This is a genomic window from Arthrobacter ginkgonis, assembly GCF_039540195.1.
Taxonomy (GTDB): Bacteria; Actinomycetota; Actinomycetes; order Actinomycetales; family Micrococcaceae; genus Zafaria; species Zafaria ginkgonis.
Genome location: NZ_BAABEO010000020.1, coordinates 221,185 through 242,439, shown reverse-complemented (window position 1 = coordinate 242,439; position 21,255 = coordinate 221,185). Strand labels below are relative to the sequence as shown.

At 69.8% G+C, this 21,255-nt stretch carries 21 protein-coding genes; 9 read left to right on the top strand and 12 right to left on the bottom strand.

Annotation, left to right across the window (positions count from 1 at the left end):
• The first annotated feature begins 70 nt into the window (after nt 1–70).
• Complete coding sequence (locus tag ABD912_RS16215; RefSeq protein WP_345152386.1) at nt 71–1,666, top strand: 4-hydroxyphenylacetate 3-hydroxylase family protein; 1,596 nt, start codon at nt 71–73, stop codon at nt 1,664–1,666.
• A gap of 241 nt (nt 1,667–1,907) precedes the next feature.
• Here ABD912_RS16215 and pcaC read toward each other — a convergent pair whose 3' ends face one another.
• The 8 genes from pcaC to ABD912_RS16175 form a co-directional block, all read right to left on the bottom strand.
• Nucleotides 1,908–2,306: a 4-carboxymuconolactone decarboxylase gene (gene pcaC / locus ABD912_RS16210; protein WP_345152385.1), complete on the bottom strand. Its 399-nt coding sequence runs from the start codon at nt 2,304–2,306 to the stop codon at nt 1,908–1,910.
• Nucleotides 2,299–3,129, bottom strand: a complete 831-nt coding sequence (locus tag ABD912_RS16205; RefSeq protein ID WP_345152384.1) for an alpha/beta fold hydrolase — start codon at nt 3,127–3,129, stop codon at nt 2,299–2,301. Before ABD912_RS16205 ends, pcaC begins: the two co-directional genes overlap by 8 nt.
• On the bottom strand, nt 3,126–4,523 hold the full coding sequence (locus ABD912_RS16200) for a lyase family protein (RefSeq protein ID WP_345152383.1): 1,398 nt from the start codon (nt 4,521–4,523) through the stop codon (nt 3,126–3,128). Before ABD912_RS16200 ends, ABD912_RS16205 begins: the two co-directional genes overlap by 4 nt.
• A 14-nt stretch (nt 4,524–4,537) precedes the next feature.
• Complete coding sequence (pcaG, locus tag ABD912_RS16195; RefSeq protein ID WP_345152380.1) at nt 4,538–5,116, bottom strand: protocatechuate 3,4-dioxygenase subunit alpha; 579 nt, start codon at nt 5,114–5,116, stop codon at nt 4,538–4,540.
• Nucleotides 5,117–5,944, bottom strand: coding sequence for a protocatechuate 3,4-dioxygenase subunit beta (pcaH, locus tag ABD912_RS16190; RefSeq protein WP_345152379.1), 828 nt, complete (start codon nt 5,942–5,944; stop codon nt 5,117–5,119).
• Between the two features lie 59 nt (nt 5,945–6,003).
• A complete protein-coding gene (locus ABD912_RS16185; protein WP_345152376.1) occupies nt 6,004–7,200 on the bottom strand; it encodes a 4-hydroxybenzoate 3-monooxygenase in 1,197 nt (398 codons plus the stop codon).
• A gap of 166 nt (nt 7,201–7,366) precedes the next feature.
• Entirely contained in the window at nt 7,367–8,293 is a 927-nt protein-coding gene (locus ABD912_RS16180; RefSeq protein ID WP_345152375.1) for an NADP-dependent oxidoreductase, read from the bottom strand.
• A gap of 138 nt (nt 8,294–8,431) precedes the next feature.
• A complete protein-coding gene (locus ABD912_RS16175) occupies nt 8,432–9,505 on the bottom strand; it encodes a YeiH family protein (RefSeq protein ID WP_345152374.1) in 1,074 nt (357 codons plus the stop codon).
• 71 nt (nt 9,506–9,576) lie between these two features.
• On the opposite strand from ABD912_RS16175, the gene ABD912_RS16170 reads away from it, so the two are divergent.
• Complete coding sequence (locus tag ABD912_RS16170; protein WP_345152372.1) at nt 9,577–10,503, top strand: LysR family transcriptional regulator; 927 nt, start codon at nt 9,577–9,579, stop codon at nt 10,501–10,503.
• A 42-nt stretch (nt 10,504–10,545) separates the two neighbouring features.
• On the opposite strand, the gene ABD912_RS16165 is transcribed toward ABD912_RS16170, so the two are convergent.
• Together ABD912_RS16165 and ABD912_RS16160 are read right to left on the bottom strand one after the other, a co-directional pair.
• The gene (locus tag ABD912_RS16165; RefSeq protein WP_345152371.1) at nt 10,546–11,253 is read right to left on the bottom strand and encodes a hypothetical protein; all 708 of its coding nucleotides are present in this window, start codon (nt 11,251–11,253) and stop codon (nt 10,546–10,548) included.
• 2 nt (nt 11,254–11,255) lie between these two features.
• The gene (locus ABD912_RS16160; protein ID WP_345152370.1) at nt 11,256–12,935 is read right to left on the bottom strand and encodes a hypothetical protein; all 1,680 of its coding nucleotides are present in this window, start codon (nt 12,933–12,935) and stop codon (nt 11,256–11,258) included.
• Between the two features lie 175 nt (nt 12,936–13,110).
• On the opposite strand from ABD912_RS16160, the gene ABD912_RS16155 reads away from it, so the two are divergent.
• The 6 genes from ABD912_RS16155 to ABD912_RS16130 all read left to right on the top strand — a co-directional run bounded on the left by ABD912_RS16155 (nt 13,111) and on the right by ABD912_RS16130 (nt 18,182).
• Nucleotides 13,111–13,884, top strand: a complete 774-nt coding sequence (locus ABD912_RS16155; protein WP_345152369.1) for an IclR family transcriptional regulator — start codon at nt 13,111–13,113, stop codon at nt 13,882–13,884.
• Nucleotides 13,885–13,919: 35 nt separating this feature from the next.
• On the top strand, nt 13,920–14,900 hold the full coding sequence (locus ABD912_RS16150) for a dipeptidase (protein ID WP_345152368.1): 981 nt from the start codon (nt 13,920–13,922) through the stop codon (nt 14,898–14,900).
• Nucleotides 14,897–15,835, top strand: a complete 939-nt coding sequence (locus ABD912_RS16145) for an amino acid ABC transporter permease (protein WP_345152366.1) — start codon at nt 14,897–14,899, stop codon at nt 15,833–15,835. Before ABD912_RS16150 ends, ABD912_RS16145 begins: the two co-directional genes overlap by 4 nt.
• Before the next feature lie 2 nt (nt 15,836–15,837).
• On the top strand, nt 15,838–16,602 hold the full coding sequence (locus tag ABD912_RS16140) for an amino acid ABC transporter ATP-binding protein (RefSeq protein ID WP_345152364.1): 765 nt from the start codon (nt 15,838–15,840) through the stop codon (nt 16,600–16,602).
• 100 nt (nt 16,603–16,702) lie between these two features.
• The gene (locus tag ABD912_RS16135) at nt 16,703–17,605 is read left to right on the top strand and encodes an ABC transporter substrate-binding protein (protein WP_345152362.1); all 903 of its coding nucleotides are present in this window, start codon (nt 16,703–16,705) and stop codon (nt 17,603–17,605) included.
• A 187-nt stretch (nt 17,606–17,792) separates the two neighbouring features.
• Nucleotides 17,793–18,182, top strand: a complete 390-nt coding sequence (locus ABD912_RS16130) for a RidA family protein (RefSeq protein ID WP_345152360.1) — start codon at nt 17,793–17,795, stop codon at nt 18,180–18,182.
• On the opposite strand, the gene ABD912_RS16125 is transcribed toward ABD912_RS16130, so the two are convergent.
• Both ABD912_RS16125 and ABD912_RS16120 read right to left on the bottom strand, forming a co-directional pair.
• Nucleotides 18,179–19,783, bottom strand: coding sequence for an FAD-binding oxidoreductase (locus tag ABD912_RS16125; RefSeq protein WP_345152358.1), 1,605 nt, complete (start codon nt 19,781–19,783; stop codon nt 18,179–18,181). The two genes, ABD912_RS16130 and ABD912_RS16125, sit on opposite strands and share 4 nt — an antisense overlap.
• Before the next feature lie 138 nt (nt 19,784–19,921).
• Nucleotides 19,922–20,659, bottom strand: a complete 738-nt coding sequence (locus ABD912_RS16120; RefSeq protein WP_345152356.1) for an IclR family transcriptional regulator — start codon at nt 20,657–20,659, stop codon at nt 19,922–19,924.
• A 231-nt stretch (nt 20,660–20,890) separates the two neighbouring features.
• On the opposite strand from ABD912_RS16120, the gene ABD912_RS16115 reads away from it, so the two are divergent.
• Nucleotides 20,891–21,255 (top strand): alcohol dehydrogenase catalytic domain-containing protein (locus tag ABD912_RS16115; protein ID WP_345152392.1); only part of this gene is annotated, 365 nt, incomplete at its 3' end.

The following is a 21,255-nucleotide window of genomic DNA, read 5'->3' as shown; positions in this document are numbered from 1 at the left end:
AACACCCCAACACCCCAACACCCCAGATCCCGGGCGACGCCGCCCGGGGCGGACCCGAAAGGACCCAGCCATGACCGAGATCCTGGACACCCCGTCCACCGCCCTTCCCGACATGAGCGAGCGGACCACGACCGCCAACCCGCTCAAGCCGCAGACCGGCGACGAGTACATCGAGTCGCTGCGCGATGACCGCGAGGTCTGGATCTACGGCGAGCGCGTCAAGGACGTGACCACCCACCCGGCGTTCCGCAATTCCGTGCGGATGGCCGCCCGTCTCTACGACGGCTTCCACGACCCGGCGACCGCGTCCAAGCTGCTGGTCCCCACCGACACCGGCTCCGGCGGCCTGACCCACCCGTTCTTCAAGGCGGCCCGGTCCGTCGAGGACCTCAAGGCCTCCCGCACCGCGATCGAAACCTGGGCCCGGATGTCCTACGGCTGGATGGGCCGCTCCCCGGACTACAAGGGCGCGTTCCTGGGCACCCTGGGAGGCATGCCCGACTTCTACGAGCCGTTCAAGGACAACGCGCTGCGCTGGTACCGCGAATCCCAGGAGAAGGTCCTCTACTGGAACCACGCGATCATCAACCCGCCGGTGGACCGCCACCTGCCCCCGGACCAGGTCGGGGACGTGTTCATGAAGGTGGAGAAGGAGACCGACGCCGGCCTGGTGGTCTCCGGCGCCAAGGTGGTCGCCACCGGCTCGGCGATCACCCAGTACAACTTCATCGCCCACTACGGCCTGCCGATCAAGAAGAAGGAGTTCGCGCTGATCTGCACGGTCCCGATGGACGCGCCGGGCGTGAAGCTGATCTCCCGCGCCTCCTACGCGCACCAGGCCGCCGTCATGGGCACCCCGTTCGACTACCCGCTCTCCTCGCGGCTGGACGAGAACGACTCCGTCTTCGTCTTCGACAAGGTCCTCATCCCGTGGGAGAACGTCTTCGCCTACGGGGACGTGGAGAAGATCAACAACTTCTTCCCGCAGACCGGCTTCATCAACCGCTTCACCTTCCAGGGCGTCATCCGCCTGGCCGTGAAGCTGGACTTCATTGCCGGGCTGCTGCTCAAGGCGCTGGAGATCGCCGGGACCAAGGACTTCCGCGGCGTGCAGGCCAGGGCCGGGGAGGTGATCGGCTGGCGCAACATGTTCTACGCGCTGGCGGACGCCATGGCGCTGAACCCGGACGCGGGCCCGGGCGGGACCGTGCTGCCGAAGCTGGACTACGGGCTGGCGTACCGCATGTTCATGGCCCAAGGCTACCCGCGGATCAAGGAGATCATCGAGCAGGACGTCGCCTCCGGGCTGATCTACCTGAACTCCTCGGCCCACGACTTCAAGACCCCCGAGATCCGCCCGTACCTGGACAAGTACGTGCGCGGCTCCGACGGCATCCAGGCCGTGGACCGGGTGAAGCTGATGAAGCTGCTCTGGGACGCGATCGGCACCGAGTTCGGCGGCCGGCACGAACTCTACGAGCGCAACTACTCCGGCAACCACGAGAACGTGAAGGCCGAGCTCCTCTTCGCCGCCCAGGCGCAGGGCACCACCGACATGATGACCGGCTTCGCCGAAACCTGCATGTCCGAATACGACCTCGACGGCTGGACGGTGCCGGACCTGGTCAACAACGACGACGTCAGCATCTTCGGCAAGCGCCGCTGACGCAGGCTCGCACGACATAGGCCCACACAACGCAGGCCCCCACGACGCAGGACGACGGCGGCACCCACGTGCCGCCGTCGTCCTGCGTTCGGCGTCCTTTGGCCCAAGGACGCTGCGACCATCCCCCGTTTCGCCAAAGGACGATGTCGGGTTTGGACCCCAAACCCGACGTCGTCCTTTGGCGAAAGGCGGGGGAGGGGAGGGTTCCTTCGGCCAAACGCGGCGCGGGGGATGCGCTCCGCTACTGGCGCGCGTACTCGGCGAGGACCTTCTTGCCGATCTTGAAGGCCGTGTTCGCCGCCGGGACCGCGCAGTAGATCGCGGACTGGAGGAACACCTCCTTGATCTCCTCGGGGGTGAGCCCGTTGCGCAGCGCGGCGTGCACGTGCATCTCCAGCTCCTCCCAGAACCCTCCGGCGATCAGTGCGGTGAGCGTGATCATCGAGCGTTCGCGCCGGGCCAGCCCGTCGCGGGTCCAGATGGTGCCCCAGGCGTAGCGGGTGATCATCTCCTGGAACTCGTCGGTGAACTCCGTGGAGGTCTCCGTGGCGCGGTCGACGTGCTCGGAGCCGAGCACCTCGCGGCGCACGGCCATGCCGGCGTCGTAGGGGTCCCCGGGAAGGCGGGCGGAATCAGTCATTGGCGGTCTCCAACAGGTCTGCGCCGAAGAAGTCCAGCAGCAGGCGGCTGGTCTCCTCCGGGGCTTCGGCGGGGGCAAGGTGGGCGGCGGAGGGCACGACGGCGGCCCGTCCGCGGGCAACGCCCGCGGCGAGCGCCTCGGCGTCGGCGGGCGGGCAGACGGCGTCGTGGGCGCCGGCGATCGCCAGCACCGGATCGGTGATGGCGGCCAGGCTGGCGCGCAGGTCGAAGCCGGCCAGCGCGCCGCACGCGTGGGCGTAGGAGAAGCGGTCGGCGTCCTGCAGGGTGTGCAGCAGGTCGGTGGTGACCACCGGGTGCTTCTCGATGAAGCCGGGGGCGAACCAGCGCTGCGCCGACCCGACCACCTGGGTGGGGGTGCCGGCCGCGGCCACCAGTTCGGCGCGCTCGGCCCAGGCCTCGGGGGTCCCGATCTTCGCGGCCGAGCAGATGATGGAGATTCCGGCGAACAGGCCGGCGTGGTCGTGCCCCAGCTGCAGGCCGACGGCCCCGCCGATGGACACGCCCGCGTAGTAGATGGGGGCGTCCTCGGCATGCAGGTCCTGGGCACGCAGGTCTTCCACCAGGGCAACGACGGCGGCGGCCAGTTCCGCCATCGAGAACGCCGCCGCGGACGGGGCCGACGCGCCGTGGCCGGGCAGGTCCCAGGCGATGAGCCGGAAGCGCTCGGCCAGGTGCGGGACCGCCGGACCCCACAGCGCCCGGACGCCGGTGCCCAGCGACGGGCCGAGGAGGAGCGTGGGCTTCGCCGGCGCGCCGGCGGGGTCCTGCGCGAGCAGCGTCGCGGTGAGTTGGGGTTGGGTCATGATTCCTTCCACCCGGCGTGTTCGGCCAGGATGCGGTCGATGAAGTCCTGGTACTGGCCCAGGTACCCGGCGGGGTCCAGCAGTTCCTCCAGCCCCTGGTCGGAGAGGGCCTCGGCGGGCACGGCGGCGCGCAGCGCCGGGCGCAGCGGAACGCCGGGGGCGTCCGGGGTGCCCAGGGATTCTCGGATGAGCCGCTGCACGGCCGCCTTGCCGCCGTCCACCAGCGGAGCCAGCCGGGAGGCCAGCCGTTCGGAGACCAGCAGGTCCCCGGTGAGTTCCATGTTGCGTGCCATCGCGTCAGGGTGGACGCCCAGGCCTTCGGCGAGCGTGGCCAGCTTGGCCGCCGCCCCGCCGGCCAGGCGCAGCAGTTCGCGCAGCGCCGCCCATTCGGTGTGCCAGGCCCCGTCGGGGCGTTCGTCCACGGCGGTGCCGGCGGCCAGGAACAGTTGGGCCGCGTGCTGCGGGGCGGCCAGCGCGGCGTTGCGGATCAGTACCGAGAGCACCGGGTTGCGCTTCTGCGGCATCGCGGAGGAACCGCCCTTGCCCTCCTCCTGGGGTTCGGAGACCTCGCCGAGCTCCGGGCGGGAGAGCAGCAGCACGTCCGCGGCCACCTTGCCGGCGGCCGCGGCGACGTCCGCCAGGGCCGCGCCGAGCCCGGTGACGGGCAGTCGGTTGGTGTGCCACGGCGCGGCCGGCTCGGCCAGTCCCAGCCGCTCCGCGAGGGAGGCGGTCAGGGTGCCCACGGCGGGGCCGCCGTCGGGCTCGAGGAAGTCGGTGAGCGAGGCCAGCGTGCCCACGGCACCGCCCCACTGCAGCGGCAGGGCCGCCAGCGCGGCGTCCAGCCGGCGTGCGGCCAGCACGACGCCGGAGAGCCAGTTCGCCGCCCGCAGCCCGAACGTCGTGGGCAGCGCATGCTGGGTCAGCGAGCGGGCCACGCAGAGCGTGTCCGCGTGCTCCCCGGCCAGCGCCGCCAGCGCGTCCGTGGCGCGCAGCAGGTCGGCGCGGATCAGCGCGCCGGCCCTGGAGGCCACCACCAGCAGCGCGGTGTCCACGATGTCCTGGCTGGTGGCGCCGCGGTGCACGGCCGCCGAGGCGGAGGCGCCGGCGCCGTTCTTCTTCAGCTCCGCGCGCAGGTCAGCCAGCAGCGGGATCAGCGGGTTGCCGCCGTCCTGGCCCCGCGCGGCGAGCGAGGCGAGGTCGTACAGGGCCGCGTCGGCGACCTCGTCGACCGCGTCCGCGTCCTCCGCGGGGGCCAGGCCGGCGTCGGCGAGCACCGCCACCCAGGCGGCCTCCACGTCCAGCATCGCCTGGACCACCGGTCCGTCCGCCGTGACGGCGGCCACCGGGGTTCCCGCCCAAGCGGGGGAGAGGAGTCCGTAGTCGGGGTGGGTCATGGTGCTCCCGTAGGTTAGGCGTTGCGGGGGTAGCTGAGGAAGACGGTTTCCTCAGCGCCCTGCAGGTTGATGTCGAAACGCAGGTCGCCGTTGGCCTCGCGGACCGCCACCAGCGTACTGCGGCGCTCCTCCGGGAGCGAGGAGAGCAGCGGGTCGCCGGCCAGGGCCTCGGTGTCCTCCGGCAGGTAGATGCGGGTGAACAGGCGGTTCAGCAGGCCGCGCGCGAACACGGTGAGCATGATGAACGGGGCCTTGCCCTCCTCGGTGGCGCCGGGGTTGACCGTGGTGAAGGAGTAGCGGCCCACGTTGTCCACGGCGGTGCGGCCCCAGCCGGTGAAGGTGTATCCGTCGCGGATCAGCGAGCCGGTCTCCTGCGCGATGGTGCCGTGCTCGTCCGCCTGCCAGATCTCCAGCAGGGAGTCCGGGATCGGGGCGCCGTTGCCGTCGCGGACGGTGCCGTGCAGACGGATCGAGCCCGGGTGGGCGCGGTCCACGAGCTTCTCCCCGTCGGCGAACGGCAGGGCGTAGCCGTAGAAGGGGCCGATGGTCTGGCCCGGAGTCGGGGCCAGCTTCAGTTCGGGTGCCTGTGCCATTTAGTGCTCCTCCTCGGTTTCCATCAGGGTGCGGTTGCTGCCGGTCAGGACGATGTCCCAGTTGTAGCCGGTGGCCCATTCGTGGCTGGTCACGCCGTGGTCGTAGGTCGCGACCAGGCGGTCGCGGGCCTTCTGGTCCGTAATGGCCTGGTAGATCGGGTCCAGCGAGAACAGCGGATCGCCCGGGAAGTACATCTGGGTGATCATGCGCTGGGTGAAGTCCGTGCCGAACAGCGAGAAGTGGATGTGGGCCGGGCGCCAGGCGTTGTGGTGGTTCTTCCACGGGTACGGGGCCGGCTTGATGGTGGTGAAGCGGTACTCGCCGTTGGAGCCGGTGATGGCGCGGCCGACGCCGGTGAAGTTCGGGTCGATCGGGGCAGGGTGCTGGTCGCGCTTGTGCACGTAGCGGCCGGCCGCGTTGGCCTGCCAGATCTCGATCAGCTGGCCGGAGACCGGCCGGCCGTCGCCGTCCAGGACGCGGCCCTGGACCACGATGCGCTCGCCGATCGGCTCGCCGTTGTGCTGGATGGTCAGGTCGGACTCGAGGACGTGCACGTCGCGCTCGCCGAAGGCCGGGCTCCACAGCTCGATCGTCTCCGGGTCCGCGTGGTGCAGGCTCTTGGTCGGGTGGCGCAACAGGGAGCTGCGGTACGGGGCGAAGTCGATGCGCGGCTGGGTCTCCTCCGCGGCGCCGTCGGCGACGGCCTCGCGGTAGGAGGCGTGGATGTCCGCGATCTCCTTGCTGACGGTCTCCTGGGAGTCCGCGGTGGCGGCGGGGTCAAGCACGTGGCTGTTCTCGAAGCTTTCCGGGGTTTCTTCGGTGCTCATGTCCACTCCTTTCGGGGTAGGGGGTGTTGCGGGTGGGGGTGCTGCGGGTGCGGGCCAGACTACTTGGTGGGCCAGCCGGTGTAACCCTCGGCCAGGTACGCCATGCCGTGCTCGGAGTTGACGACCGTGTTCAGCTCGCCCAGGGCGCGCTTGATCTCGAACGGCGTGGCGTCCTTGCGGGTGTGCAGCATGCTGGTCATCCAGTAGGAGAAGTTCTGGGCCTTCCAGATACGCTCCAGGGCGTCGTCGGAGTAGGAGTCCAGCAGCGAGGAGTCCTGCTCGGCGTAGAACTTCTCGATGGCGGCGAAGAGGACGCGCACGTCGTTGAACGCCAGGTTCAGGCCCTTGGCACCGGTCGGCGGGACGGTGTGGCCGGCGTCGCCGACCAGGTACATGTTGCCGTAGCGCAGCGGCTCGCAGACGTAGGAGCGGAACTTCAGCACCATCTGCTCGAAGATGGGCCCGCGCTTGAGCTGGAATCCGTCCGGGCCGTCCACGCGCTTCTGCAGCTCGTCCCAGATCTGCTCCTCGGTCCACTTCGAGGCGTCCTCGTCGGGCTCGCACTGGAAGTACATGCGCTGGACGTTCTCGTTGCGCTGGGAGATCAGGGCGAAGCCGTGCTCGGAGTTGGCGTAGATCAGCTCCGGGGCGCTCGGCGGGGCCTCGGTGAGGATGCCGAACCAGGCGAACGGGTACTCGATGAAGTTGTCGGTGCGTTCCTCGCCCGGGATGGACCATTTGCAGATGCCCTGCGAACCGTCGGCGCCGACCAGGATCTCGGTGTGGACCTCGAACTGCTCGCCCTCGGCGTCGGTGAAGCGGATCTTGGGGGTGGCGGTGGTCTGGTCCAGGACCTCGGTCTCGGACACCAGGTAGCGCACGTCGCCGCCGTCGCGCTCGCGGGCCGCGGCGAGGTCGACGAAGACCTCGTTCTGCGGGTAGAGCCACACGGACTCCCCGACCAGGGAGGGGAAGTCGATGCGGTGGCTCACGCCGTTGAAGCGAAGGTCGATGCCGTCGTGGCGGTGGCCCTCGGTGAGCACGCGGCCGTTGACGCCGGTCTCGGTGAGCATCCGGACCGAGCCGGCCTCGAGGATGCCGGCGCGGTGCGTGTTCCTGATGGTCTCGTGGTCGCGCTTCTCGATGACGATGTTTTCGATGCCGGACTTGGAGAGCAGGTGGGAGAGCATCAGGCCGGCGGGGCCGCCGCCGACGATGCCGACCTGGGTCTTGATGATGGTGCGCTCGGCAGCCATGGGGGTCTCCTTCGGGGGTCCGCGGAATGGGCAACCGGACTCCGCCCCGAGGCGTTCGCCCCGGGCGGTCCGGTGTTCTCGCTCCAGTCTGTGTGAGCTGCGCTACCCCGCGCCAAGGGTGTCTCGTTCAATGAGAATAGTGGTGCGGGGTGCTGCCGGCGGGACCCTAGGCCGGGAACGGCGTGAGGACGATCTTGCCGTCGGCGTGGCCCTCCATGCTGGCCCGGAACGCATCCGCCGCCTGCTCCATCGGGAAGGTGCGGGCGACGTCGACGGTCAGCTTGCCGGCGTCGGCCAGGATGCCGAGGCGGTGGAGTTCCCGGGCGTCCGGGCGCACCCAGATGTAGCTTCCGTGCTGCTCCGCGGCACCCGGGTCGGCGATCGAGGCGTGGCGGCCGCCGTCGCGCAGCACCGCCAGCGTGTCCGCCAGGACGCCGCCGACGAAGTCCGCGGCGGCGTCGACCCCGTCCGGGGCCAGCGACCGAACCCGCCGCACCAGCCCGTCGCCGTACTCCACCGGCTCCGCGCCCAGCCCGCGCAGCCGTCCGTGGTGCCGCACCGACGCCGTGGCGATCACGCGCACACCGCGGTCCACGCCGAGTTGCACCGCGATCCGGCCCACCCCGCCGGCCCCGTTGTGGACCAGCAGCGTCTCGCCGGCGCGCAGCCGGAGCCGGTCGAGGGTGCGCTGGGCGGTCATGCCGGCCAGCGGCAGCCCGGCCGCCTGCTCCCAGGAGAGGGACCGCGGCTTGGGCGCCACCATGTGCACGGGCAACGCGACCAGTTCCGCGAAGGTTCCCCCGCCCACCGAGTCCCGCCGGCCGTAGGCGCAGACCTCGTCGCCGGGGGAGAACTCCGGGGTGTCGAATCCGACGGCCTCCACCGTGCCGGCAACGTCCCAGCCGGGGATCACCGGAAAGTGCACGTCCATCAGCCGGTCCAGGCCCCCGGCCATGATCTTCCAGTCCACCGGATTCACGCCCGCGGCCCTCACCCGAATCAGCACCGACCCCGGCGGCACCTTGGGTGTCGGGACCTCGGTGGGTTCGAGCACCTCCGGACCGCCGTAGCGCGCGTAGGTCATGGCCCTCATCGTTTTCCGCCTTCCCTTGGGACCGGCGGTTGGCCCGCGCTGCGCCCGTCCGCGCAGGCGTTCGCGTCCGGCTTCCGCCTCGTGCCCCAGCGTGCCCGGCACGTCCGGCGGGGTCAAGCGGAAGGCCTTCGGCGCGACTCAGGAGGCCGGCGGGAAGAGCAGCGTTCCGCCGAGCGAGACCGCGAGGATGACGAGGGTGGAGACCAGGGCCAGCACCACGGGTTTTCCGCCCACCGTGGCCAGGCCGCGGAGGTGGACGCCGAGGCCGAGCGCGAACATGGCGGCCGTCAGCAGGGCCGTCTGCAGCCACGTGGCCGCGTCGAGGAACTGGGTGGGCAGGAACCCGGCGGTGCGCAGCAGCATCGCCACGATGAACCCCAGGACGAACAGCGGGATGATCGGCGGCCGCTTGCCGGCGCCGGCCTCCGCCTGCGTGCGCCGCCGGTGCCAGCCGATGCCGGCGATGACGGGGGCCAGCATGAGGACTCGGGCCAGTTTCACCGCGACGGCCACGGCCAGCGCCGCGCTGCCGACGGCGCCGCCGGCGGCGACGACCTGGGCGACCTCGTGGGTCGATGCCCCAATCCACAGGCCCAGGGCCTCCTGCGGCATCCCCAGCGTCGTGCCCAGAAAGGGAACCAGCGGGATCATGAGGGTGCCGAACAGCACCACCAGTCCGATCGCGGTGACCACGTCCTTCTCTTCCGCCTCGGTGGCGCTTTCGGTCGCCGCCACGGCTGCCGCCCCGCAGATGGAGAAGCCGGAGGCGATGAGCAGCCGCTGGCTCGGCTCGATGCCCAGCAGCCGGCCGGTCCACAGGGTCGCAGCGAACGTGATGCCCACGGATGCCACGGCCACCAGCAGGGTGCCGGCCCCCAGACCCAGGATCTCGGACAGGGAAAGCTGCAGCCCGAGCAGGACGATGCCGGTGCGCAGCAGCTTCTTTGCGGACACCTGCACCCCGGCCGCCCAGGACGCCGGCACGCCGAGCAGGTTGCGCCCTGCGACCCCGAGCAGGATGGCGAGCAGCAGTGGGCTGACCCCGGTCAGGAACGGGGCAACGGAGAGGGCGGCGGCTGCGGCCACGGCGCAGGCCGCCAGCCCGGGGGCGAACCGGGCCCACCGGCCGCAGGGCGCCGGGGCCTTGGGGTGTGCCGCCGGATGCTCCGGGGCGGAGGGGCCGTCGGCCGTGGCGGGATGGTGCGGTTCCATGCCTTCCACCGTGGCATGCGGCCGCAGGGCGGGGTAGCCGCGTATCCGCCATCGGGGCATATGATCCTGATATGCCCCGGGAAACCCCTCCGCGCCAGCCCGCTCACCAGTGGCTTCAGCTTCCGGCGGTTCGCCTGCTGGTGGCCATTGCCGATTCCGGCAGCCTGAGCGCCGGGGCGCGCTCGATCGGCATGGCCCAGTCCAACGCCAGCCGCGCCGTCGCCACCCTCGAGAGGCGGCTGGGCTACCCGCTGCTGAGCCGTTCCACGAGGGGATCGCGGCTGACCGTCGAGGGCACCTTGACCGTCGAATGGGCGCGGGAGGTGATCGACGCCGTCGAGCGGCTCTCCGCCGGCGCGGCGGCCCTGGCGGCGACGACGGCCACCGAACTGGTGGTGGGCGCCAGCATGACCGTGGCCGAATACCTCGCCCCGGGGTGGATCAGCACCTACCGGAGCGGGCATCCGGACGTGCAGACCACCCTGCGCATCAGCAACTCCCGGGACGTGATCGAGGGGGTGCGCTCGGGGGAGTTGGCGCTCGGCTTCATCGAGACCCCGGACACCCCCGGCGACATCCGCAGCCTCCGAATCGTGGCCGACCGCCTCGTCGTCGTCGTTTCTCCCGGCCATCCGTGGGCGGGGCGGACGGCCCCGCTCACCCTGGAGGAGCTGGCCTCCACGTCCCTGGTGGAGCGCGAAGAGGGATCGGGCACCCGTGCCGCGCTGGACGCGGCCATCGGCCCCGGCAGGGCCCGGCCCGTGGCCGAGCTGAACAGCAATTCGGCGATCTGCCAGAGCGTCATCGCCGGGCTCGGTCCCGCCGTGCTGAGCAACCTCGCGGTGCAGGGCGCGCTCCGGGACGGACGGCTGCTCCAGGTCCCCGTGGCCGGCGGGACGCTCGGGCGCGACCTGCGGGCCATTTGGTTCGGCGGCCACCGCCCTGCAGGGGCCGCCGGGCACCTGCTCGACATCGCCCTGCAAGCGGCGGCGGCGTAGCCCGGCACCGGGCCGAGACCGGTGCCGGGACTGACTGGCCGCCTAGTTCGCGGCCGCGGCCAAGGCGTGTTCGATGTCGACGTCGTCGTCCATCGGGCGTACGATCCGGCCGCTGGAGTCCACGTCCTGGTGCCCCGCATGGCGGCGCGTAAGGGCGGATTCCTCCAGCAGCGCCGCATTGGAGCGCAGATAGAGCTCCAGCCACACCGCACCCGGCACCGGCAGCCCGTCGCGGTGCGCCCGCAACACGTGCTCCTGGCCTTTGGGCGCGGCCGCCGCGGCGATCTCCAGCACCACCGACTGCGCCGCGTTGCCGTCCAATGGGGCGCCGTCCGCAGGGGCGATCGCCACGGTGCGGGCGGCCAGTTCGGGCAGCGCGTCGAGCACGGCCAGGAAGCCGCCGCGTTCCGTCGCGTTGACCTGGATGCGCTTGAGGCCGGGATGCACGATGATCAGGTCCCGCAGCGCCGGAACCAGGTACAGGCTCAGCGCTCCGCCGGCCTCGACCGTGGCAGTTGCGCCGTCGATCCGCACGCCCGGGGCCGAGGCCGGGGCGTGCAGCCCGTGCCCGTAGAGGTGGGCCATGACGCCGAGCCCGAGCATCTCGGCCAGCAGCGCGGCGTCGCGGACGGCCGGAACCTCGCCCGGGAGGGTCCCGGCGGCCACGAGCAGCCGCTCGGTGATCAGGCGGCATTCACGCACGCTCATGGCCGCGTCGCCGGCGGGGGGAGTCAGCTTCGAGTCACTCATGGTTACACCTCTGGTTCTGCGGGAAAGGGCCAGTCCCGGCCTTGGCCGGCGGCGATGTCTGCGGGGGTGGGGGCGCCGTGGAACATCACGCCCACCACGCCCACCGGGCCATCCTCCTTGGTCTTGTCCAGGCCGTAGAAGGCGCTGTTGAAGAGCCGGATGATGTGGGAGGGGTTGAACTTCTCGTGGCGCAGGTTCGCCCGGACCGAGTGGTAGCGGTGCCCGCGCAGCGTGAGCATGCGCTCGACGGCGGCGCGGAAGCGCGGGTTCTCGCCCAGGAAGCGCCCGACGCTGGAGGCGGGATCCAGCGGGGCGGTTGCCTCCAGCAGTTCCTGCACCTCCAGGGCCAGGTCCAAGGTCATGTCGTCGAAGACCTCGGGCAGGTCCGCGAGCGGGCCGCGGCGCGGCTCCTCGGCATTGGCTGACTTGTACCAGGCGTAGTGGCGGGCGCCGGCCTCGGCCAGGTCGATCCCGGCGGCCCAGCCATACTCCCCGGCGAGCAGGGCGCGCAGTTCCGCAATGCTGGTGCCCGGGGAGGGCGCGGTTGCCTCGGGCACGGTCAGTGCCTCCGCCAGGTCGTCGATGTTGATCGGCGCCAGGTCGATAAGCAGCGAGCAGAGGAACTCGTGGCCTTCGGTGCTGACCTCCGCGGCGGCACGGGTGTAGAGCCCGTCCAGCAGCAGGCCGGGGCCGGTGGCCTCCTGGCGCAGCTCGGCCAGGACTTCGCGGATCCGTTCGAGTTCGGCGCTGACCTGGGATCCTCCGGGCTGGTAGGTGTAGCGCATCCGGTCCTGCGCGCGGTAGGCCGCGGCCTTGGCCAGGCGGGCGTCCAGCGCGGCCAGCACGGCGTCGTCCGGGTCCACGGTGAGCGAACGGGCGGCGGCAAGGGCCTCCTCGCGCAGGGTCAGCCAGCGGTCGGCCATCTGCGGGTGGTTCTTCATGAACATGATCAATCCCAGGCCGGAGGCGTTGCCCAGTCCCAGGAAGCGGCGGAAGCCCTCGTCCAGCGGCACCGCGGTGTCGCTGCCGGAGGCGGCAATGTGTTCGGCCAGGTCCAGGCTGAACTCGCGCATCAGGTAGGACGTGAGCATCTGCGCGTGGTAGGGGGTGCGCAGCGGGTGGTCGGCCTCGTAGGCCGCGAAGGACTTGGTGCCGAAGGTTCCGTTGCCGTCGAGGCCGGTGTTGCGCATCAGGTAGCAGACGGCTCCCAGGATCTCGGCCGGGGGCTGGTGACCGGCGCGCAGGCTCTCCACCGTCAGGTCGAAGGCGCGCATGGAGCGGTTGGCGCGGCACCAGATCAGGGTTCCCTCGGCGGCGCGGCCGCCGTAGAGCTTGGGCAGTTCGACCTTGGTCTGGTCGATGCCCTCATCGGTGGCGGCACCCTCCAGCAGGGCGCCCATCATGTCCCAGCTCTTGCCGATGATGCGGTCGGTCCGCTCCGCGGCGGGATCCGGGGCCGTGGAGAAGACCACGAATTCGAACGACCAGTCCTCGCTGACCTCGACGTGGTAGCGCGCCGTGCCGTTGCCCGTCCCGTCGATCGAGAACTCGGGGCGGGTGATGCGCCACCGTTCGGTGACCATCTTGTCGATCATGGTGCGGGCGGCGCTTAGGCGGGTTGGCTGCAGCGACCCCAGCCGTTCGGGGGTCATCACAACGCCGGGATCCCGGGTCTGGATCATTCGATCTCCTCTAGAAGTGGACAGCTCATGTCCTGCAATACGTCTGTTTATGCATGACGACGTCAATCATACGCAACACCTAAAGTTAGGCAAGGAGTTAATTTTCCGGGGTTTTTCGGGCAATTTTCCCGAAAGTGTTGTCGTGATGGGTGTCTCATCGTAAGCTCATCTGCAAATGACGTATACAACAGACGAACAAGAGTCCCTCACTTCGAAGCCGACCACGCGGACCCTCAGCTCGGCCAGCCGGGCGCTGGCCCTGCTGGAGGCGATCGCGGAACACCGCCGTCCGGTCAAACCCCCGGTCCTGAGCAAGCAGCTGGGATGGTCCCGCGCCACCCTGCACCAGCACCTGGTGACCTTCGTGGCCGCCGGCTGGCTTGATCAGCTCGAGGACGGCTCCTACCGGTTGACCATGCGGGCCGGCCGGGTGGGGCGTGCCGCCTTCGAGCAGGCGACGTTGGGGGACCGGGTCCGTCCGTTGATGCGTCAGCTGACCGAGACCACGAGGGAAGCGACCTTCCTTGCGGTCTTGGGCAACGACGAGGCCTACATCGTTGAGCGGTGCGAACCCCGCCGGCGTATCCGGGCCGATATCGGTGACCAGATCTCCTGGCCGCTGGACGAGAGCGCCTCCGGGCGCGTGCTCGTCGCCTTTGCCGAACCGTCGGTGGTCGAGGATTTGCTCGCCAGCGGGGTTCGGTTGCCGATGCAGTCGGAACTGGCCAAGGCCCGCCGCCTCGGCTACGCGGTTTCGGCCGACGATCCGAACGACGAGGACAGGATCACCGCCGTGGCGGTCCCCATCACGGATGACCGCGGCTACTGCATCGGCGCACTCGGTGTGCTCGGCCCGGCCGAGCGCATGAACATCGACGAGGTGGCAGAGACCCTCAAGGCCGGAGCCGAATCCCTGCACAGACTTTGGCACAGCCCGTCGGGCGAATAGCACAGCACCACGAGCAAGGACGGAAGAAGCTTCCCATGACCATTTCACCCACGCTGCGCGTCGACGCCATGGAAAGCGGGGCCTTTGACGCCGCCGCATTCCAGGCGCTGCGGGACGGCGGCGTCGATTGCGCCACCGTCACTTGCGGATTCTGGGACGACGCCATCGAAGCCATGGATTCGATCGCCCGCTGGCGGGACTTGGTGGCCGCCAACGACCAGTTGGTGGCGATCGCCCGCAACGGCAAGGACATCCGCGAGATCACCGCCTCGGGCCGCACGGCCCTGCTGCTCGGCTTCCAGAACACCTCGGCCATGCAGGGGCGCATCCGTTTCGTCGAGCTCTTTGCGGAGCTGGGCGTCCGCGTCTTCCAGCTGACCTACAACACGCAAAACGACGTGGGTTCCAGCTGCTACGAGGGGATCGATGCGGGCCTGACCCGCTACGGACGCGAGATCGTCGGGGAACTGAACCGGAACGGAATCCTCGTGGACCTGTCCCATGTGGGCGAGCAGACCTGCCTGGACGCCATCGAGGCCTCCGCACATCCGGTGGCCGTCACCCACGCAAACGCCGCCAGCCTCTGCGCCCACCCGCGCAACGTCTCCGACCGCGTCATCAAGTCGCTGGCCGAACGCGGCGGGGTGATCGGGTGCGCGCTGTATCCGAACCTCACCGGACCCGACTACGCCGCCACCCTCGACGACTGGTGCAGGATGGTCGTCCACACCGCCGGGATCGCCGGCATCGAACACGTCGGGATCGGCTCCGACCTTGGCGGGACGACCGACGAGCAGTCGCTGCGCTGGATGCGGGAGGGACGCTGGACCCGGCAGGCCAACTTCGGGGCCGCTTCCGCGTCCAACCCGGGCGACGACGATCCGGAGTGGTTCCGCTCGATGGAGCCGTTCGCCGCACTGTCCGAGGGACTGTGCCGCCAGGGCCTGGACGAGTCCGAGGCCGCGGCCGTCATGGGCGGCAACTGGATGCGCCTCTACGACGAGGTGATGGCATGAACACCATCTCCCGGGTGGCCTCCCCCGAGGCCGCGCCTGCGGCCCCCGTGGACAAGATCATCCCGCTGCGCCGCCCCGGGCGCTGGATCTTCGCCGCAATCCTTGCCGTCGCCGTCGCCCAGGGCATTGTGGTCCTGGTGACCAACCCCAATTTCGAGTGGGGCGTGGTGGGCTCCTACCTCTTCGCCAAGCCGATCCTGCAGGGGCTGTGGCTGACACTGTGGCTGACCGTCGTTTCGATGGCGGCCGGCATCCTGCTCGGGGTGCTGCTGGCAGTGATGCGGCTTTCCTCCAACCCGCTCGCCGCCTGGCTCTCCTGGGCCTTCGTCTGGTTCTTCCGCGGCACCCCGCTGCTGGTCCAGCTGGTCTTCTGGTACAACCTCGCGGTGCTTTTCCCGCAGATCAAGATCGGTTTGCCCTTCGGGGGCCCGACCTTTGCCAGCCTCGACGCGAACGCCGTGATCACCCCGATCGCCGCGAGCCTGCTGGGGCTGATCCTCAACGAGGCGGCCTACATGGCCGAAATCGTGCGGTCCGGCATCGCCTCGGTGGACAAGGGCCAGCTGGAGGCGGCCAGTGCCCTGGGCATGAGCCGCGGCAAGGCGCTGCGGCGGGTGGTGCTGCCCCAGGCGTACCGGGTGATGATCCCGCCGACGGGCAACGAAACGATCACCCTGCTCAAGAGCACCTCGCTCGTCTCGGTGGTGGCCGTGGCCGACCTGATGTACCAGGTCAACCTGATCTCCGCGCAGACCTTCCAGACGATCCCGCTGCTGATCGCCGCAGCGCTCTGGTACCTGCTGATCACGTCGCTGATGTCGATGGGGCAGGCCCAGTTGGAGAAGCGCTTTGCCAAGAGCGACCTGTCCTCCGCGGCCGGGCCCCGCCGCACGCTGCTCTCGCGCAGCACCACCGGGAAAACGGGAGGGAAGTGACCATGAACGCCCCCATCATCGAGCTGAAGAACGTCCACAAGCACTACGGGGACTTCCACGTCCTGAAGGACATCAATTTGCAGGTGCAGGCCGGCGACGTGATGTGCATCGTGGGGCCCTCCGGCTCCGGAAAATCGACCATGCTGCGCTGCATCAACCACCTGGAGAAGATCGGCGCCGGACAGATCCGCGTCGATGGCCAACTCGTTGGCTACCGCGAGAAGAACGGGCGGATCTACGAGATCAGGGACAGGGAGGTGGGCAAGCAGCGCGAAAACGTGGGAATGGTCTTCCAGCGCTTCAACCTCTTCGCCCACATGACGGCCCTGGAAAACGTCATGGAGGCACCTCTGCAGGTGCAGCGCCGCGACAAGGCGGCGGTGAGGGAGGAAGCCATGGCCCTGCTCGAACGCGTGGGCCTGGGCCAGAAGCATGGGAACTATCCCAGCCAGCTCTCCGGAGGCCAGCAGCAGCGCGTGGCGATCGCCAGGGCTCTGGCCATGAAACCGAAGGTGATGCTGTTCGATGAGCCGACCAGCGCCCTGGACCCGGAACTGGTCGGCGAGGTGCTGGACGTGATGAAGGAACTGGCCGCCAGCGGCATAACGATGGCGGTGGTCACCCACGAAATGGGCTTTGCCCGGGAAGTCGGCAACTCGCTGGTCTTCATGGATGACGGCCAGATCATCGAGTCCGGCCACCCGCGCGAGGTCCTGTCCAACCCCCAACACCCACGCACCCAGGCGTTCCTCTCCAAGGTGCTCTGATTTCGCCGGGCTCGCCCGTCGGCTTGTTCCATCTTTCCACCCAAGTTCCACCCCGTTCGCCGTGGCCGGATCCAGGCCGCGGCCCTCCCGAAGGAACCCCATGAAACACCTCGCCTTCCCCCAGCGCGCCCAAAAACTGTCCCTGGCCGCCGTCGGACTGGTTGCCGCGCTCTCGCTGAGCGCATGCGGCGCGGACGCCGGCACCACCGCATCGGCTCCCGCGGCCGCCGCCGACCCGCAGATCCAGGCCCTGGTGCCGCAGGAGTTCCGCGACGCGGGCAGTATCGAGATCGCCGTGGACAACGCCTACCCTCCGATGAACTTCATGCAGGGCGACCGGATGGTGGGCATCGAACCCGAAATGTGGAAGGCCGCAGGCGACCTGATGGGCCTGGAGGTCAAGCCCACGGTCGTGGCCTTCGACTCGATCGTGCCGGCCCTGAAGTCGGGACGCTACGATGCCAGCTTTGCCGGATTCTGGATCACCGACGAGCGCGTCAAGGAGGTCGACATGGTCTCCTTCTTCCAGAGCGGATCGCAGTACCTGGTCCGCCCGGACGACGCCAAGGGACCGATCAACGCGTTCGATGACCTGTGCGGGCGCACGGTGGCGCTGCATTCCGGGTCCTACGAGATGACCTACGCCGAGAACGCCAACAAGACCTGCGCCGAGGAGGGACGCGAACCGGTGGTCATCCAGGGCTACAAGTCCCAGGACCAGGCCACCCTCGCCGTCACCAGCGGCCGCGCCGACACCACCGGGATGGGCGCCGAGGTGGCCGGCTACGTGGCACAGCTCTCCAACGGCAAGCTGAAGACCGCCGGCGAGGTGTTCCACCAGGTCGAGGGCGGCATCGCCCTGCCGCAGGGCAGCGACCTGGCCCCGGCGTTCCAGGCCGCCTTCGCCAAGCTCATCGAGACCCCGCGCTACAAGGAGATCTTCGCCCAGTGGGGCCTCGAATCGGCGATGATCGCCGAATCGACGAGCCACACCGCCAAGTAGCCGGCCGAGCTGCGCAGCCAACGGATCTGCGCAGCCAACGTGTCTGCGCCACCGCCGGGCGGGAGCGGCATGGCCTTGACCCCTCCGTGCCACCCGCCGGCCACCCGTTGGCCGCATGCGCCGCCTCCCCCGCGCCGCATGCGGCCAACGGGATCCCCGCCCCTTCCCCAGATAGGACACCGCCACCGTGAGTTCACCGCTGACACTGATCCCGGAGCCGGGCACCGACCCGGAAACCTCGCTCTACTCGGACACCGCCACCATCGGATCGATGGTGCTGACCACCCAGATCCCGTTGACCCCCGAGGGGTCCCTGCCCGAGGGCATCGAAGAGCAGTCGCGGCAGGTCCTCGACAACCTGCGCACCGCCCTGGAGGCGGCCGGGTCCGGACTGGCCCTGGTGGGACACCTGACCATCTACTTCCCGGAGATGGCAGACCGCGCAGTGTTCAACGAGATCTACCGCGAGTACTTCCCGGCGCCCCGCCCGGTGCGCTGCGCCCTGGGAGTCGAGCGGTTGGGAATCGCGGGAATGCGGGTCGAACTCACGGCGATGGCGGCGCTGCGCGTCGCCTAGTCGCCTCCCGCGGGTCCCGCGCCGCCGGGCCAGATCCCGTAGCGCCCGGGCGAGAGGATGCCGCGGGGGTCGACGGCGTCCTTGATGCGTTCGCAGAAGCGCCGGTAGGCGTGGTCGTTGAAGTCGAGCAGGCCGGCGACGTCGTCCATGAGGTCCAGATGGGTCCGGTACTCCGTGTAGCCCAGCCGCGCGACCTCCCGGATCATCGTGCGCCCGACCTCGTAGGCGTGCGCGGCCTGGACCGGATCGCGCCGGTCGAAGTTGATGCTGGCCACCACCGCACAGGACCGGTCGCCGGTCACCAGGATTCCCGCCTTGAAGTTGAGTCCCATCTGCTCGTGGGTGATGGTCCGGATGAGTTCGACCACCTCCTGGACCCGGTGCCCCTGCAGGGGGACCAGGGGCGAGAGCCCGATGTGGGCGAAGCCCTCGTCCTTGTGCTTGATGACATCGAGGTTGGGAACGCCGGCCAGGATCCGGTCGGAGATCGATTCGATGGATTCGTACTCGTCCGGCGCGTAGTGGCCGGACACCGTGATGGTTGCGCCGGGAATCCTTTCCCAGGCGGCACGGACGCTGCGCAGCTGGACCTCAATTTCCTCCCGGTTGCCCCACAGGGCGGCCCGGACATACCAGCGTCCCAACCCCGTTTGCCGGGCGATGCGCTCGATGTCCTCGTCCGGCATGATCCCCTGCGCCGCGGCGGCAATGGCGTCCTTGGCTCCCGTCATGGTGGCCGCCATCAGCGTGTTGTAGAGGCAGGGCGAGCCGCGCAGCTGGTTCCTGAGCTTGAGTTCGCGGATCGTGTCGATGGCCGCCGGCAGGTCGGCTTCGTGGGCGATGGTCAGGGTGAGCGGGGCAAAGACCTCCGGTTGCGGGGTGAGCCAGATGCCCATCCGGGTGACGATGCCGAGGTTCGACTGCATGAAGAGCGGGTCCAGGACAGGGCCGACGCCCCGCTTGTAGATGTGGAAGGACGGGTTGCCGCTCATCGCGCCCATGCCGGTGCGCAGGAGCTGCCCGTCGGGCAGCACCACTTCGAGGCCGCAGGGCGCGCCGAAGTCCTGTCCCACGGGCAGGTACGTCACCCCGTTGTCGAGCGAGTTGCCGACAACGCTGCCCCAGCCCAGGTCGGGGATGGAGACCATCAGCCGCGATCCGCGCCGCCGCAGCTCGTCGTAGAGGTCGAACCAGCGCACGCCCGGCTCGACGACGGCGTAGGCCAGTTCCTCGTTGATCTCCAAGATGCGGTTCATGCGCCGCAGGCTGAGGTTCAGGGATCCCCTCACCCGCGGCGACGGGCCGCCATAGCCGTTGTTGCGTCCCTGCGAATGCGTCCAGATCGGGATCCGGTGCTCGTGGGCCAGCGCCACGATGCCCTGCACCTCCTCGACGCTGGAGGGCAGCACCGCGGCCGCGGGCGAATAGCGGTGGTTGTCGGGGATCCAGTAGGGATCCTTGAGGGGGTGCTCGGGGTCTTCGAGGAGCGGCCGGTCGACGATGACCGCGTCCCTGCCGACGATGTTGACGAGGCCCTCGATGACCTCGGCGCCGAGGCTCGGCATGCGGTCGTCGTATTGCTGGGTGGGGGTGGCGGTCATGGTGGAACCCTTTCGGCGGTGGTGTGCTCGGTCTCCGGCGGATCCGTGGCCACGGAGGTGGCACGACTGTGTCACCGTGGCCGCCGCCGCGGGGCGCGGCTTCCGGATGCCGGAAGCCTTTCCGGCCCGGCGCGGGGTTCAGGATCCCGAGAGGGCGGCCGTGATGCCGGCCGCGGCGGCCAGGCAGGCGGCAGGGCTCATGGGGGCGTCACGTCCACGGGGATCGGCGTGGGCTGCCACGCCGACTTCCGAGAGCGCGGCGATCACCGGGGCGCCGGGGGCGGTGCGGATCGGTGCCGCCACCGCCGTGTAGTAGGGATGGGTGGACCGCGAGGTCGAGCTGTGGCCATCGCGCCGAATGCGCGCCAGCTCGCGGCCGAGCGCCGCGGCATCGGGAAGTGAGGTGCCGGGCGGTGCGGCCGGGGGAAGATGCTCCTCGAGGATGCGCCCCAGCGTCGCGGCGTCGGCATGCGCGGAGAGCAGCAGCCCGGCCGCGGTGGTGAGGATGAGATGCGGCTCGGGGCGCGGCCTGAAGGGCGCCTTGGAGCCAATGACGTGTTCGAGAAACACGATCCCGGTGCCCTGGAGAACCGCCAGCAGAACGGTGTGTCCGGTCCGTTGGGCGAGATCCGACATCAGTGGCAGCGCGTGGCGGGACAGGGGCACGTCGTGGTCGGCCATCGATGCCACTTGGCGCAGGCGCGCCCCGATCCGGTACCGACCATCCTCGTCGCGTTCGAGCGCGCCCCACGCGGCGAGGTCCTGCACCAGGCGGTGGGCGGTGGACAGCGGCAGCGCCGATGACCGCGCCAGCTGCGAGAGGCTCAACCGCGAGCGCCCCGGGCCGAAGCACTCGAGCAGGCTCAGAGCACGCATTGTGACGGACCCGGTGCCCGCGGGCGGGGCCGGGCGGATTGGCTGCGGCGGGGGCATGTGGCTCCTTCGTCGGGAACGGCGGGATGCCGGGCGATCGCAAGGACCTTCCGGACGGGAGTCGCACGATTGAGACTCGTGGTTGCTGACAATAACTATGGGGATAGGTAGTCTAGGCGGGTTGTGTGACTCCAGTCACCCCACAATCTGTCGTCATTGCCGGAAGGAAGTCCCATGTCATCAAATCGAGCCGTCGCCTACCAGGGCCCCGGGCGCGTGGAGGTCATCGACACCGAGTACCCCACCTTCGAACTGAAGGACGGGCCCGGCGTGAATCCGGCCAATGTGGGGCGGAAGGTTCCGCACGGCGTCATCCTGCGCACCGTGGCCTCCAACATCTGCGGCTCGGACCAGCACATGGTCCGCGGCCGCACCACCGCCCCGCTGGGCCTGGTGCTGGGACACGAGATCACCGGCGAGGTCATCGAGGTGGGCCCCGACGTCGAATTCATCCGCGTCGGAGACATCGTCTCGGTCCCCTTCAACATCTCCTGCGGCCGGTGCCGCATGTGCAAGGAAGGCAAGACGGGAATCTGCCT